Consider the following 14,781-nt stretch of genomic DNA (forward strand, 5'->3'; position numbering starts at 1 on the left):
AGGGACTCAATAATGTGATTCGGTATGTCAAACGGATCAGTTATGGGCTACCAAATTTCGCTCATCTTCGGCTCAGAGTACTAGCCCAAGCCATCTGACCACAAGAATTGTCAGAGTACCAAAGCTTTTAGTTCTTTTTTATAACTTTGTATTAAATTGTCAATTTCCAAATTCGTTATTGGAAGCCAGTGTGGCCAATCAAAATGTTTTTTGTTTTCGATTAAATTATGTTTTAAGGTCAAAAAAGCATCTACACTCTTTTCGACTGCGAAAACTCCTTTCCAGCCTGCGTTATGTAGACCTAATGAAAGACCTCCACAACCTGCAAACAAATCAATATAGTTATAATTCTTTCCCAGCATTCCCTTTGCAAATGTTACAAATAAATCTAATCGTAATATATATTTAGATGACTGCTGAACGCAGGTCATCGTCTTGTATCCAGAAGTGACGAACGGCGGAACGATTTACGCTTTTTTCTGCCTGCCAGACTTCATAGTTTTTTTGGAGATTGACCCAAAATTGTGTCGTGTTACCAAAAGCTTCTGACAGCTTCACGGCCATTTCAGGGCTTATTCCGGCCCGTTCATTGACGATAGCCGACAGATTAGCGCGGGCAACGCCTAAGCCTTTGGCGACTTCGGTAATCGTCAAATGACGCTCGTTGATATAATCTTTCCGCAAAATCTCGCCGGGGTGTACTGGTGGCAAAGCTCGTTTTAGCATGGTCTTACCCTCCTAATGATAGTCTATTTAATCAATATCGGATATGTCGCTGTTATCAAAACGGAAGACAATCCGGTAATTTGGTGACACTTTAATCGACCAAAATTCGGCCATATGGCCGGTCAGCTTGTGGATGCCTGACCCCATTTGCTGAATATCACTAATCGACGTTATAGCCTCCAGCTGGTCAATAATCCGGTTGATTTTTCGCAAATAGGAAGCGGGCAACTTTGATCCATTGCCTTCTTCATAGTATTGCTGCAAACCTTTGTGCCGGAAACTTACGATCATAACCCTATTGTATCACGTAACATTACACATTACAAACCAACAAGTCAAATTACAGCCTTTTTTCCCATAATGATGTATGAACCGAATAACGTACAGTTGCTGAATAATCCGGCTTTAACCGGACAAACCGGCAAGGATTGTGACCGGCTGGGGGGCTGTTAGTGGCGTGCTTAACGAATCAACGTCGGTCATGTATTCATCATCGAACTTGACTATAATCCGGTAATTCGCATTGACTTTCAAAGCTCAGCAATCTTCGTATTCACCTGCTGGTTTATACACAAATCGCTAGTTTTTAGCCAGCAGGTACGTGAGTCCAAACTGGGGCTGACCGATATATTCGGTTCGATTTCCATTGCTTAGCCATTGGAAATGATAGTTTATCTCTGCCCGCAGGAAGGGCGTAACGCCTAGACTTACTCCAGGGCTGATTTGAGCTGATTGTATGACCGGGTTCATAAACGTAAACCCCTCGCCGGCCAGCCGCTTGCCGAACTGATAGGACAGGTCAACGAAGGGCGATATCCGGGTAGCCGTAAACTGATAGCGAAGGTAAGGGCCTGCGGTAATATCATGAAAAGCATAACTACCTGCGCCTTCTCTGCCCCACGTACTGCTCAGACCAACCGCCAGTTGATTGGCTACGTAATAGCCTGAATGCAGCTGGAGGGTATTTCGAAACCCGATGAGGTTGCCCCCAACACGACCATCGCGTACGCCCACCTGCCAGTTTCCTTTGTTGAAACTGTCTTTATACGGTCGGTTAATACCGGTTTGGGCGGAGGATTTCGCAATCGAAAAGCAGGCTAGAACGATAAAAAACAGGAAAGGTTTCATACGGATGAATAGCTATTTTCCTGATAACGGGTTCATCGATAAATTCGTGTGCTACCTGCCGTTCACTCAATTTTTTAATGGAAGCAGGTTAGATTTTCGGGGTGTTGACCCGGCTCCGTTGGCTCATTAAGTTGATTAAATTAACCGCCGTTTTACCGCCCCCAACCCCCTCCTAAAACAGGAGATGGCTATCCAGAAGGGAATCTTTTTTTAAGCCCCCTCCTGTTTTAGGAGGGGGTTGGGGGTGGTCGGTCCCGACTAGACAAACGGCGGGTGATTACTACAAAACAATAAGCTCAACGGCAATGGAGTAAAAGTCCCGGTGGGACTTACATTCGCCAGTCCCACCGGGACTTTTACTCCATTGCCGTTAGGATTCAGCCAACGGTACATAGAAGTTTTTCTGCAAACAACCGACGGTATATCGGGTTTCGATACTATACGAAATCAGTAGACTCAATCCTGAAACTTATGACACTTACAGCAAAAGCTGCTCCGTCAACGAAGCAACCACCTTCGTTGCCCGCCATGCATACGGTGAAACTAACTGTTAATGGTATCGAAACAGAACTCCAGCTGGCCCCCTGGACTTCCCTGCTCGACGCCCTGCGCGAATACATGCACCTCACCGGCACCAAAAAAGGCTGCGACCACGGCCAGTGTGGCGCCTGCACGGTACTGGTAAACGGTAAACGTATCAACGCCTGCCTGACGCTGGCTATCATGCAGGAAGGTAACGAGATTACCACCATCGAAGGACTGGCCCGCAAAGATGCCGACGGGAAGGACGGACTACATCCCATTCAGCAAGCCTTCATGGATCATGATGCGTTCCAGTGTGGCTACTGTACACCGGGGCAAATCTGCTCGGCGGTAGGGATGATGAACGAAGGCCACGCCAGGACGGCCGATGATATTCGGGAATTGATGAGCGGTAATATCTGCCGCTGCGGAGCGTATACCAACATTGTGGATGCCATTCAATCCGTTATGAACCCTCAACCCGACGCAGCATGAATAGTTTTGCCTATACCCGGGCCGACGGCGTAACGCATGCCGTGTCCGAACGAGCCGACGAACCAACGGCTGCCTTTGTTGCGGGCGGCACCAACCTCATCGACCTGATGAAGGAAAACGTGGCCCGCCCAACGCGGCTGATCGATATTAACCGACTGCCCCTGGCTACCATTACCGATACCGAAAATGGTGGCTTGCGGCTGGGTGCCCTGGTGACCAATGCCGACACGGCGTATAATAAAAAAGTGGCCAAAAATTACCCATTATTGTCGGAGGCCATATTAGCCGGTGCATCGGCCCAGCTTCGTAACATGGCTACAGACGGCGGTAACCTGATGCAGCGCACCCGTTGCTATTATTTTTACGATTTAGCCACTCCCTGCAACAAACGGGAGCCGGGTAGTGGCTGTTCGGCCATCAACGGGTTTAACCGGATTCATGCCATACTGGGCACCGGAACGCCAACGGGTGAGGTGCAGTGCATTGCCACCCACCCATCCGATATGTGCGTGGCCCTGGCCGCCCTCGAAGCCACGGTGCGGGTAACCGGACCCGATGGCGACCGGACAATTCCCTTTGCGGAGTTCCATCGGCTGCCCGGCGATACACCTCAGCTGGACAACACGCTGGAGGCTGGTGAACTCATCACGGCTATTGACCTGCCCGCCAACGGATTTTCCAAAAACTACGCCTACCTGAAACTGCGGGACCGGGCTTCCTACGCCTTTGCGCTGGTATCCGTAGCGGCCGCTCTGGAGCTGGAGGGGAATACCATTACTGATGCCCGAATCGCGCTGGGTGGCGTGGCCCATAAGCCCTGGCGACGACCCGAAGTTGAAGCGATGCTGCATGGGAAATCGGTCGGTAATGACGTGTTTCAGACCGTGGCGGATGCCCTGCTGGATGGAGCGCAGGGATATGGGCATAACACCTTTAAACTGGAACTGGCCAAACGCGCCATTGTCCGCGCTTTGTCTCAGGCCGCTAAACTGAACTGATCCATGACTCAACAAACATACATTGGCAAACCAATAAACCGACTCGATGGCCTGGACAAAGTGACGGGTAAAGCCAAATACGCAGCCGAGTTCGATACGCCGAATCTGCTGCACGGCTATGTCGTGAACAGTACCATCGCGAAGGGGAAAATAAAAAAAATCAACACGCAGGATGCGTTGGGTCTGCCGGGGGTAATCAAGGTCTTTACGCACGAAAACCGGCCAAAACTGGCCTGGTTCGATATGAGCTACAAAGACCAGGATGCCCCGCCGGGGTCGCCGTTTCGCCCGCTGCGGGATGCAAAAATCCGGTATAGTGCCCAGCCCATCGCCCTGGTCATTGCCGAAACGTTTGAGCTGGCCCGGTACGCAGCCTCGCTGGTAACGGTTGAGTATGAGGAAATGGCGCATCAGAGCGACCTGGAAGCGAACCGACACAGGGCGCGCAAGCCCGCTTCAGGCATGGCCAGCCTGCTCAAGCCACCACCACCAAAGCCAAAAGGTAATTTTGAGGCCGCCTTTGCCGCTGCTCCGCTTCAGGTGACCGGCGAATACGTTCATGCCGTTGAGCACCACAACCCGATGGAAATGTTTGCTACCACGGTCGTGTACGAAAAGGGTCGTAATAAGTCGGGGGGGAAGTACACGGTGTATGACAAAACGCAGGGCGTAACGAACAGTATTTTGTACGCAGCCCAGGTATTCGACATTCCGTTCAAGGATATCCGGGTTATATCACCCTACGTGGGGGGTGGTTTTGGGTCGGGTCTGCGACCACAGTATCAGTTGTTTATGGCGATGATGGCTGCCAGGGAATTGAAGCGCTCGGTGAAGGTCGTGCTCACCCGCCAGCAGATGTTTTCCTTTGGTCACCGCCCCGCTACCATCCAAACGGTGGCTTTGGGGGCATCGGCCGAGGGCGACATGACGGCGCTGTATCATAGTGCCGTTGGCGAGACGTCGCAGTTTGAAGACTATACCGAAATTGTCGTAAACTACGGCGGGATGCTTTACCCACCGGAGAACGTAACACTTGACCACCAGATCGTATCGCTCGATGTAAACACACCGCTGGATATGCGGGCACCGGGTGGGGTAACGGGTATATCGGCCCTCGAATGTGCGGTGGATGAACTGGCCTTTAAAGCCGGTATCGACCCGGTCGAATTTCGGTTAAAGAATTATACCGACCGCGACCCACTGGCCGACCTTCCCTATTCCAGCAAAGAACTCCGGGAGTGTTTCCGGCAGGGGGCCGAACGGTTTGGCTGGCTGAAGCGCAATCCGGAGCCGCGCTCCATGCGGGATGGACATAACCTGATTGGCTGGGGAATGGCTACCGGAATCTGGGAGGCTAGTCAGGCGGCCGCCCGGGCCGAAGCCGTGTTACTGGTAAATGGCAAACTACGCGTGAGCAGTGCCACCGCCGATATTGGCACCGGCACCTACACCATCATGACGCAGATTGCGGCCGATACGCTGGGTATGCCGCTGGAGGACGTAACGTTCAAACTTGGCGATACCGATATGCCCGCTGCTCCCATTGAGGGCGGTTCCTGGACGGCGGCAACGGTGGGCACAGCGGTGAAAACGGTGTGCGAAGAGCTGGCAAAAAAGCTGTTCAAATTAGCCCGCAAGATGCCCGATTCGCCCTTTGCCAGTGTGTCATTTAATGAGGTCGTTTTTGTCAATAAAATGATTCAACTGAAAAAAGACTCGTTGATGGCGGTGGCGCTGCAGTCCGTTGTCGATTCGAACGGGGGCGCGGCTGTACGCCAGATTTCCACGGGCTTACCGAATATGCTGAAACAACGGAAATATACCCGCTCGGCTCACTCGGCGGTTTTTGCGGAAGTGACTGTAGATGAGGACCTGGGGACGGTGCGGGTAACGAGAATAGTTAGCGCCGTTGCCGCCGGACGAATCCTGAATCCGAAAACTGCCCGCAGTCAGATACTGGGTGGCATGGTGTGGGGCATCGGCAAAGCACTGGAAGAGGAAAGTGTGATAGATCATCAGTTTGGCCGGTTCATGAACCATTCCCTGGCCGAATACCACGTGGCCGTTAACGCCGACGTGCATGACCTCGACGTTATTTTTGTGGACGAACACGACGATATTGTGAACCCGCTGGGCGTGAAAGGATTGGGTGAAATTGGTCTGGTGGGCGTACCGGCGGCCATCGCCAACGCTGTTTTTCACGCCACCGGCAAACGCATCCGGCAATTGCCCATAACGCTGGACAAACTGCTGTAAAAAAAAGGCTGGCTTCGGAATCCCGAAGCCAACCTTTTTTTAAGCGATCATTTTCCCCTCCAGTACGGGTCGGGTATCTTTCGAGCCGTTGATTTTAGTCAGGCTTTTCTGGAATTCTACCTGCATGGTATCGGCGCCAAACCGGCAGGTGACCGTTTCGTAATGGGCGGTTTCGATAAATCGCCAGGTCATCAAAAACGTGTTTGGATCCTGCCAGGTGCCGGTGGCGGCTACCTTCCGGGTGTCGCCACCGGGCACTACCGTGGGGGTCAGTGACATCGGGGCAATGGGGAATGTGGTGGTGGTATCAATCCAGCGATTGAGGCCACAGTTTACCTGATGGTCGCCCTGATTGTCGGTCAATTTAAAGATACAGCCATCTTTGCCGAAGCTCAGCGATGCCGATTTGGCGTGCATTGCATTATCTGGAAACGTAAAGGTTTTACCGCCAATCTTGTCGACCATCGGTGACGACGATTCGTCTTTGGGGAAGGGTAGCGCCAGCGTCGCTAGTTTCTGGGTTAGTGCCGTCTGCGTGGCTTTAGCCGCCGACAGGCCTGTTCCGTCGAGCGCGGGCAGGATATGGTCCCAAACAGCGTTCATGATCCCCTGCATATCGGCACTTTCGGAGGTTATAGCCACCACGGCATCCTGTTTGGGAAGCACGATGCAGTATTGCCCGAAGGCACCATCGCCCCGGTACGCATCGTGCCGACACCGCCAGAACTGATACCCGTAACCCTGAACCCAGTCGTTCACGCTGGCATCGCCCTTACCACCCTTAGAGGGTACTTCCATACGGGTCGCGTCGTTTATCCATGCTTCCGATAACAGTCGTTTACCATTCCACATACCCTTTTGCAGGTATAGTTGTCCGAATTTGGCAATGTCTTCTGTCTTGAGCCGTAGCCCCCAGCCGCCGGTATTGATACCCTGTGGCGATACTTCCCAGTCCATACCCTCGATGCCCAGCGGCCCAAACAGGCGCGGCTTCAGGTACTCCAGTACGGTTTGACCGGTCAGTTTCTGCACGATGGCCGAGAGCATGTACGTAGCGGCACTGTTATACACGAAAAGGGTCCCGGGTTTATGCTCGACCGGAAAAGCCAGAAATCCTTTCACCCAGTTGGCATCTTCGCCCTCCCGGATAATGGCCGTTGGTTCTTTTTCGTGCCCAGTGTTCATGGTCAGCAAGTCCTTCACGCGCATAGCCGCCAGGTTATCGCTGACCGTTTCGGGCAGGTCTTTCGGAAAAAACGAAATGACCTTATCCTCCACCGTCAGCCGTTTTTCGCTCACTGCCATGCCTACGGCCGACGACGTGAAACTTTTGCTCAGCGAATAGAGTGTGTGTTTATACTGCGGAGCGTAGGGTACCCACCAGCCTTCGGCCACCACCTGCCCGTGCCGAAGTACCATCACACTATGCACGTTCAGCTTCTTGGCGTCAATCGTGTTGGCGAACTCCAGCAGGCCACCGGGGGCAACGCCCTGGGCTTCGGGCAGGCTGCGGGGGAGTTTGCCGGTTTTGGCCGGCGCGGTCCAGGCCGATACAGGCAGGGTAGTAGCAAGGGTCAGGCCGGCGGCACCGAAGCCCAGTTGCCGGAGAAAATCTCTGCGGTTAAGGTTCATGTTGTCTTTTCTGGATGTTAGGTTGGCATAATTGACTGAATAAACCAGTACGGTACCTTTTATACTATAAAAAGGAAGCGATGAAAAATTATACTTTTCAACGATACTACCCAGAAATCCAGTCTGACGGGTATTTTTGTTGTAGAAAAATTGGTTCGATGGTTCTGGTACCATACATTATTCGGCCCAAATCCGTTAGTTTATCTTTTTACCCACTCTTCATCAACATGAACATACGAATACTCCTCTCCCTGCTTACTTTTTTCAGTCTGTCCGGAAGTCTCAATGGCCAGTCATTTAAACCCAAACAACTCCGAGAAGCCACTATTGACCAACTGCATACCGCCATGCAAACCGGCAAACTGACGGCGGTTCAGTTAGTGCAACTGTACCTCGACCGGATTGCCGCCTACGACAAGCAGGGGCCTTACCTGAACGCCATCATTATGGTGAATCCCAACGCCCTTACCGAAGCCCGTCGACTTGATTCGCTCTATAAAATTACCGGTACGTTTGTGGGTCCACTGCACGGTATACCGGTCATCGTGAAAGACAATTATAACACCGCCGATATGCCAACGACCAACGGGACGCTGGCCATGAAAAAAAGTATTCCGCCCAACGACGCGTACGTGGTTCAGCGAATTCGGGCCGCCGGGGCTATCATCATTGCCAAGTCGAATCTGGCGGAGTTTGCCACGTCGGGGCAGGTTTCGGTGAGTTCTATCCTGCCGGGCTACTCGCGTAACCCCTACGATACCAAACGCACCACGGCGGGGTCGAGTGGGGGGACAGCCGCTGCCGTAGCCGCCGATTTTGGCACCATCGGACTGGGAACGGATACGGGAAGTTCCGTTCGCGGGCCATCGTCACACCAGAGTCTGGTTGGGTTTCGGCCCACACTAGGGCTTGTGAGCCGGGATGGGATTGCGCCCCTGGCCATGACCAATGATACGGGCGGTCCCATTTGCCGGACGGTGGAAGATGCCGTTCGGGTGCTGGATGTGATTGCAGGGTACGACAAAGCGGATACGGTAACGCACCGCAGCGACGGAAAAATACCGGCTACCTACCGCCAATATCTGGATAAAGACGGCCTGAAAGGGGCTAAGATCGGGGTATTCCGGCAACTGGTTATGCCTAAGAATTCAGACCCGCAGGTGTACGCCCTCTTCAACAAAGCCCTCGACGAGCTACGGGCGGCCGGGGCCACCGTTATTGATTCGGTTCGGGTGCCGGAACTGGATACCATCAGCAAATCCTTCGATACTATTCCCCAGTTACGGCGGGATTTTAACATTTACCTGGCTAATCTGGGGCCGAATGCCCCGCATAAAAGCCTGACATCCATCATCAAATCGAAACAGTTTCACCCCAGTATCGAAAAAATCCTGCTGGATTCGGACGCCGATACGCTGGCTCCCGAAGCGCATAAAGGCTGGGCCAAAAACATGGCACTGCGGGAGCGATTGCGCACGCTGCTGCTTCGGGCCATGGACTCGACGGGCGTCGATGTGCTGGTGTATCCGTCGTTCAGTTACCCACCCCGGCTGCTGGGTGATCTGAATACGCCTTCGGGCACGAACAACAACGCGCTTTCGCCCCCAACGGGCTTCCCGGCGTTTACGGTGCCGATGGGTTTTACCTACGATGACCTACCGGCTGGGTTGCAGTTCTTTGGCCGACCGTTCAGCGAGCCAACCCTCGTGAAGCTTTGCTATGCCTACGAGCAGGCCACGCACCACCGTCACCCGCCAGCGAGTACGCCTGTGTTGCCGAAGCGAAAAAAGTGATTTTTTTAACCGCAAAGGAAACGAAGGAAAGGCGCGAAGAGCGCAAAGAATTTAATAATATCAGAACCGAATGACCTTGTTTTCCCGTCTCCACCGAACGGCTTTGTGCCTTTTTTTACCCCTGTCGGTTTTCGCCCAGACAAAAGGGCCGGGCCTGACCCCGTTTGAGCGGGATACGAACCAGACCGCTACCTACGCCCAGATTATCAGCTGGTATCAGCAACTGGACAAGCAGTATCCGCAGGCAAAACTGGTCGAGATTGGCAAAACCGACGTGGGTAAGCCGCTGCATCTGTTCCTGTTAGCCGCCGACCAAATGTTTACCAGTAGGCCCGACCGCGTAACCCTGCTGATTAACAACGGCATTCACCCCGGCGAACCCGAAGGCATTGACGCCTGTATGATGCTGGCGCGGGATTTACTGAAGGCGAATAAACTACCCAAAAACGTACTGCTGGCCATCATACCCGTGTACAACGTGGGTGGGGCGCTGAATCGGGGCGTGTCGCGGGTGAACCAGAACGGGCCGGATGCCTACGGATTTCGGGGGAATGCCCGCAACCTGAACCTTAACCGCGATTTTATTAAAGCCGAAGCGCAGAATACGCAGGCGTTTCAAACGATGTATCAGTCGCTGAAACCGCAGGTGTTTATCGACAATCACACCAGCAACGGCGCTGATTATCAACACGTACTGACGTATTTCGCCACGCAAAAAGATAAGCTCCATCCGGCCGTATCGGGCTTTATGACGCAGACGTTCCAGCCGGAACTGGATAAGATACTGGTTGCTAAGGGGTTTCCTCCGGCACCGTACGTAAACCACCCCGGCGATACGCCCGAAAATGGCCTGATCGGCTACAATGATTCACCGCGTTACTCGACGGGCTACGCGGCTTTGTTCAACTGTTTTGGCTTTACACTGGAAACGCACATGTGGAAACCGTACCCGGCACGGGTCAGGGCCTCCTACGCATTCGACGAAGCCGTGATGCGGCTGTGTGAGCGGGAAGCCAGAACCATTCTGACGAATCAGCAACGGGCCAACGAAGCGGTCCGGCAGCAAACAACGGTTCCCCTGAGCTATACGCTCGACCGCAGTAAAGTAGACTCCGTTACGTTCCTTGGCTATGAGGCTTCCTACAAACCCAGCGATGTGTCGGGCCTGAAACGACTCTACTACGACCGGTCGAAACCGTTCACGAAGCGGGTGCCGTACCTGAATAACTTTGTGGTGGATGTGCATATTTACAAGCCCCGGGCCTACGTTATCCCGCAGGCCTGGCCGGACGTAATAAGCGAGTTGAAACGGAATGGCGTGGTGATGCAGGCTTTCCCGAAAGACACCCTCATGGCGGTATCGGTCTATTACATCACCGACTACAAAAGCCCGCAACGGCCTTACGAAGGTCATTATCTGCACACGGGGGTTAAAATCAGAACGGAAGCGCAACAAATTCAATGCTATAAAGGGGACTACCTGATTTCGACGAATCAGGCCACTAACCGGTATATCGTGGAAACGCTTGAACCACAGGGGATCGATTCGTTTTTTGCGTGGAATTTCTTCGATAGCATCCTCGACCAGAAAGAGTATTTTTCCGGGTACATTTTCGACGATACGGCCGCCGAATTGCTGCGAAAAGATCCGGCTTTACGGAAGCAGCTGGACGAGAAAAAAGCTGCGGATAAAGCCTTCGCTGAAAACGCAAACGCGCAACTGGACTTCATTTACCGCCAGACGCCCTACTACGAAAAAACGCATAACCGCTATCCCGTTTATCGGCTGAACTAAACGCAGTCTCTACCTCCGTTCTCTATGAAGCGTATCCTGTACCCGTTCCTGGTGATTCTGCTGGCTGTTCCGCACTACCTGTCGGCCCAGAATAAACTCGCCGGTTCTGCCGACAAATCCGCTATTCTATCCGCCAGGGCACAGTCGAACCGCGCGATAGTGGACCGTGATTTGACCGGATTTGGCCAAACGATGCTGCCCAATATTGAGGTGACGCGGGGAAGCGGGTCGCACGTAACGGGTCGGGATTCGGTACTGGCTTCGGTAGCCGGGCAATTCAACGACCCCGATTTTCTGGGGTACGTTCGGCAGACGGACAGTATTCAGGTGAGTGCCATGGGGCCACTGGCTGCGGAGCATGGTCACTGGACGGGGCGTTTTCGTCGGCCCGACGGTATTCAAATCATTACGGGGGCGTACCTGTCCATGTGGCGCAAGACGGGAGAAGGCTGGAAAATCCAGTCCGAACTGTTCGTTAGTTTGTCCTGCTCCGGCAGTACCGCCTGTGGAAAGTAGCGTGAAAGTTAGTCAGCCTGACCCGGTAGGTTTTCCAGGTCGAGTAAATCCTGCGGACGGCCAAGCGCCTGTTTGTTGCGAATCAAATCGGGCAGACTAATCACGTTGGTAGGCACATTTTCAATCAGTAGCACTACCCGATTTCGATAACATTCATCGAACGTAACGCCCAGGGTAAACGTCATCAAATCGATCCATTCATCATAGCGATTGAACGACAAATAATTAGGAACTCTAGTAAAGTCCTCTTGTTCGAATTCACCATTTTCATAGCCGTATCTGTACAGAGCCCGAAGCAGTCGATCCGCATTCTCACTACTTGATCCTACAAAAATGTCGATATCGGCCGTAGTACGCAGGTACCCATGGGCAATGACCGCGTGACCACCCAACACTACATACTCAACGGCCTCTTCGTTGAATAGGCTTATCAGATTTAAGTACCTGTCCTCCATTGCCTAACGGGGGGTTTTTGGGGTTGGCGTAATAGATGACTTTCGCCCGGCGGATGAGTTTCAGTGCAGCAGCCAGCCGTTCCTGGGGTGTTTTTGACCACCAGTAGTCTTTATCGTACGCCGGTATGTCAGCGGGATTGCTGGATTTGCGGATGATATCCATGGGTAAACATGATCAGTACTTCGTAAAGATACGACCAATTGCCTGGAACGCTTCACACAAACGGCAACGCCAGGGTTTCTGGGGAGCCATCCGTCTTTTTGCTACTGACGGATTTCCCTGCTTGTTTATCTTTCTTCGATCCTTTCTTTACTGGTCGAACTGGTTTCGAGCCGGGCAGGCTATGGGTTTTCAGAATGCGTTCCTTCTCGATCTTGCCCGTGTCCGTACGGCGGGGTGCCTGAAGTTTTCGCTGGGCCTCCCGGCCTGTCTGCGCAATGTCGACAATGGGTACCGGATAATCGATGCCGGGGTAAAAATGATACAGGTCCTGCTCCAGTGGAGGCATCGTCCAGGGTTCGTGAATATAGGCCGTGGGGCAATTGGCCAGTTCGGGAACCCACTGCCGGATAAAAATACCGTCCGGGTCATGGTCGTGCGACTGCTTCACGGGGTTATACACCCGAACCGTGTTGGTGCCGGTCATACCCGCCTGCATCTGAATCTGGGCGTAGTGAATACCCGGTTCAAAATCGGTATACACGCGGGCCAGGTGCCAGCCCCCCTCCTGCCAGTGCTGAAACAGGTGGTGCGTCAGGAAGGAGGTTAGCATCGCCCGCATCCGAAAGTTGATGTAGCCCGTTTGATTCAGACAGCGCATGCAGGCATCCACCATGGGGTAGCCCGTATGCCCCGTTTCCCAGGCTTTGTAGTGCGCCGGGTTGTCATGTTTAGGTACTTCGTCGAACGCCCGGTTTACATTCTCGAACTCGATCCGGTCTTCACTCTCAAATTTCTGGATGAAATGACAATGCCACCGCAACCGAGAGGCAAAGGCCGCATACTGACGCGCCAATCCTTTCTCACCCCGTTCCTGCCGCCTTGCTTTGGCTTCCAGCTGCACCTGAAATGCCTGCCGGATGCTCAGGCACCCCCACGCAAGGTAGGGCGACAACCGGCTGCACCCCCGGCGACTTTCCAGCGGCTTCGAAATACTCCGGGCGTACAGGGCGATGCGCTCCTCCATAAATGACTGCATGTACCGATGCCCGTTGTATTCTCCCCCCGGCTGAAAGGCGGCATCCGGCTGTTGCCACGCTACCGGTGGGTTAGGGCCCCGTTCAGTCACAAACCAGTGTTCATCCACAAGGGCCGGTAACCAGGTTGCCAAATCGGCCTGCTCCTGCGGGGCGCGCATCGTCTGCTGCCAGCGAGCTACCCAGTCGTCACGGTCGGCCAGCCGACGGATAACCCCACTGGAAGGAAATTCCCGCCAGTCGATACCGTTGGTACGGCAAAAGCGGGCGATGGTTTTATCGCGCTCAAATGTAAGACGCAGGCCCGTTTCTTCGTGCGAGAACAGGGTATTGATGGTAAACCTGTCCTGCAAAGCGCGAAAGACATCAATCACTTCGCGCTGAAAGACCCATAGCCGGGTGGGGCCGGGTACCAGCTCTGCCCAGACGGGCTCGTCTGGCACCAACTCATCTTCAAAAATGAAGGGTAGCCACTCGTGTACCAGGGGAATGTGCTGCGGACGCTCATCGGGGTTGAGCAGCGTTATACCGGCAAGCTGCCGGTTAAGATCGGCCAGGCATTCCGTTACGAATCGCCAGTGCCGAAGATCATAGTTGGGGTCGGCCATGACCGACGGCTCGAAACAGTACAGCAACAGGAGTGGGGTGCCTCGCTTACAGGCCTCAACGGCGGCTTTCAGCGGGGCATGGTCCCGCAAACGCAGGTCCCGTTTGAACCAGAGAACATTAATGGCTGGACGATTATCCGCAAGGTCAGACATGAAAAGCAGCGGGCTGGCTAATGCAGGTATAATCATCCGTACGGAGAATTTGTTTACCTGCCTTAGTCAGCCTGTTGCCTGTTTGTTGCTACGAATTACCCGTCCAACCGTTATCCCCGTTTCTGCTCTTTCGCCCAAGCGTCTTTCAGCGTTACGGTCCGGTTAAAGATGGGCCGTTCGGCGGTAGAATCAGCGTCGAGGACAAAGTAGCCTTTGGGTGCATTTCAAAAGTACCCGCAAATAGTTACATTGTATAATCTGTACCCCTTTTCTGTGCACTACTATGACTCGTGAAGAACTCCATGCGCTGATTGACGCTCAATACGACCAANTAGACGCCATTCAGCAACAGCCAACCTTTCTCGCCTTCGAACAACAGTTTACCCAGGTTTGGACTGCATTAGGCCAACAAGTACTCCAGGCTAGTGTGGGCCAGCCACCGGCTAACCCACGAAAAAAAACGGTTGTCAAACCCGATTTGGCTTCATAGAGGTAGCGCATCAACAT

14 protein-coding genes are annotated in these 14,781 nt (G+C 53.3%); 6 read left to right on the top strand and 8 right to left on the bottom strand.

Annotated features, from left to right (window positions below):
- Positions 1 to 110: 110 nt before the first annotated feature.
- From B157_RS0105295 to B157_RS0105315, 4 genes are all read right to left on the bottom strand, one after another.
- Positions 111 to 431: a DNA cytosine methyltransferase gene (locus B157_RS0105295; protein WP_020602332.1), complete on the bottom strand. Its 321-nt coding sequence runs from the start codon at positions 429 to 431 to the stop codon at positions 111 to 113.
- The gene (locus B157_RS0105300; RefSeq protein WP_020602333.1) at positions 406 to 726 is read right to left on the bottom strand and encodes a HigA family addiction module antitoxin; all 321 of its coding nucleotides are present in this window, start codon (positions 724 to 726) and stop codon (positions 406 to 408) included. The genes B157_RS0105295 and B157_RS0105300 overlap by 26 nt, the downstream gene beginning before the upstream one ends.
- Before the next feature lie 27 nt (positions 727 to 753).
- A complete protein-coding gene (locus B157_RS0105305) occupies positions 754 to 1,017 on the bottom strand; it encodes a type II toxin-antitoxin system RelE/ParE family toxin (RefSeq protein ID WP_020602334.1) in 264 nt (87 codons plus the stop codon).
- A gap of 288 nt (positions 1,018 to 1,305) precedes the next feature.
- On the bottom strand, positions 1,306 to 1,854 hold the full coding sequence (locus B157_RS0105315) for a hypothetical protein (protein WP_020602336.1): 549 nt from the start codon (positions 1,852 to 1,854) through the stop codon (positions 1,306 to 1,308).
- Positions 1,855 to 2,325: 471 nt separating this feature from the next.
- Here B157_RS0105315 and B157_RS0105320 point away from each other — a divergent pair, with 471 nt between their 5' ends.
- The 3 genes from B157_RS0105320 to B157_RS0105330 are packed head-to-tail and all read left to right on the top strand — an operon-like array spanning position 2,326 to position 6,125.
- Positions 2,326 to 2,871, top strand: coding sequence for a (2Fe-2S)-binding protein (locus tag B157_RS0105320; protein ID WP_211224978.1), 546 nt, complete (start codon positions 2,326 to 2,328; stop codon positions 2,869 to 2,871).
- Complete coding sequence (locus B157_RS0105325) at positions 2,868 to 3,869, top strand: FAD binding domain-containing protein (RefSeq protein ID WP_020602338.1); 1,002 nt, start codon at positions 2,868 to 2,870, stop codon at positions 3,867 to 3,869. Before B157_RS0105320 ends, B157_RS0105325 begins: the two co-directional genes overlap by 4 nt.
- Positions 3,870 to 3,872: 3 nt before the next feature.
- Positions 3,873 to 6,125 carry a xanthine dehydrogenase family protein molybdopterin-binding subunit gene (locus tag B157_RS0105330; protein WP_020602339.1) on the top strand — a complete coding sequence of 751 codons (2,253 nt, stop codon included), beginning with the start codon at positions 3,873 to 3,875 and terminating at the stop codon, positions 6,123 to 6,125.
- A 39-nt stretch (positions 6,126 to 6,164) separates the two neighbouring features.
- Here the strand turns inward: B157_RS0105330 and B157_RS0105335 are convergent, their stop codons facing one another.
- Positions 6,165 to 7,931, bottom strand: coding sequence for a serine hydrolase domain-containing protein (locus B157_RS0105335; protein ID WP_020602340.1), 1,767 nt, complete (start codon positions 7,929 to 7,931; stop codon positions 6,165 to 6,167).
- A 53-nt stretch (positions 7,932 to 7,984) separates the two neighbouring features.
- Here B157_RS0105335 and B157_RS0105340 point away from each other — a divergent pair, with 53 nt between their 5' ends.
- The 3 genes from B157_RS0105340 (at position 7,985) to B157_RS0105350 (ending at position 11,861) form a co-directional block, all read left to right on the top strand.
- On the top strand, positions 7,985 to 9,550 hold the full coding sequence (locus B157_RS0105340) for an amidase family protein (protein WP_020602341.1): 1,566 nt from the start codon (positions 7,985 to 7,987) through the stop codon (positions 9,548 to 9,550).
- Positions 9,551 to 9,620: 70 nt separating this feature from the next.
- Positions 9,621 to 11,345: a M14 family metallopeptidase gene (locus B157_RS0105345; protein WP_020602342.1), complete on the top strand. Its 1,725-nt coding sequence runs from the start codon at positions 9,621 to 9,623 to the stop codon at positions 11,343 to 11,345.
- A gap of 24 nt (positions 11,346 to 11,369) precedes the next feature.
- Positions 11,370 to 11,861, top strand: coding sequence for a nuclear transport factor 2 family protein (locus B157_RS0105350; protein ID WP_020602343.1), 492 nt, complete (start codon positions 11,370 to 11,372; stop codon positions 11,859 to 11,861).
- Positions 11,862 to 11,869: 8 nt separating this feature from the next.
- Here the strand turns inward: B157_RS0105350 and B157_RS0105355 are convergent, their stop codons facing one another.
- Genes B157_RS0105355 through B157_RS0105365 form a run of 3 tightly spaced genes read right to left on the bottom strand, consistent with a single transcriptional unit; the run spans position 11,870 to position 14,310 of the window.
- Entirely contained in the window at positions 11,870 to 12,316 is a 447-nt protein-coding gene (locus tag B157_RS0105355) for a DUF6036 family nucleotidyltransferase (RefSeq protein WP_041951912.1), read from the bottom strand.
- Complete coding sequence (locus B157_RS38870; RefSeq protein WP_020602345.1) at positions 12,264 to 12,479, bottom strand: hypothetical protein; 216 nt, start codon at positions 12,477 to 12,479, stop codon at positions 12,264 to 12,266. The genes B157_RS0105355 and B157_RS38870 overlap by 53 nt, the downstream gene beginning before the upstream one ends.
- A 52-nt stretch (positions 12,480 to 12,531) precedes the next feature.
- Entirely contained in the window at positions 12,532 to 14,310 is a 1,779-nt protein-coding gene (locus tag B157_RS0105365; RefSeq protein ID WP_020602346.1) for a cryptochrome/deoxyribodipyrimidine photo-lyase family protein, read from the bottom strand.
- Between the last annotated feature and the right edge of the window lie 471 nt (positions 14,311 to 14,781).

It is taken from the genome of Spirosoma spitsbergense DSM 19989 (assembly GCF_000374085.1).
GTDB classification, from domain to species: Bacteria; Bacteroidota; Bacteroidia; order Cytophagales; family Spirosomataceae; genus Spirosoma; species Spirosoma spitsbergense.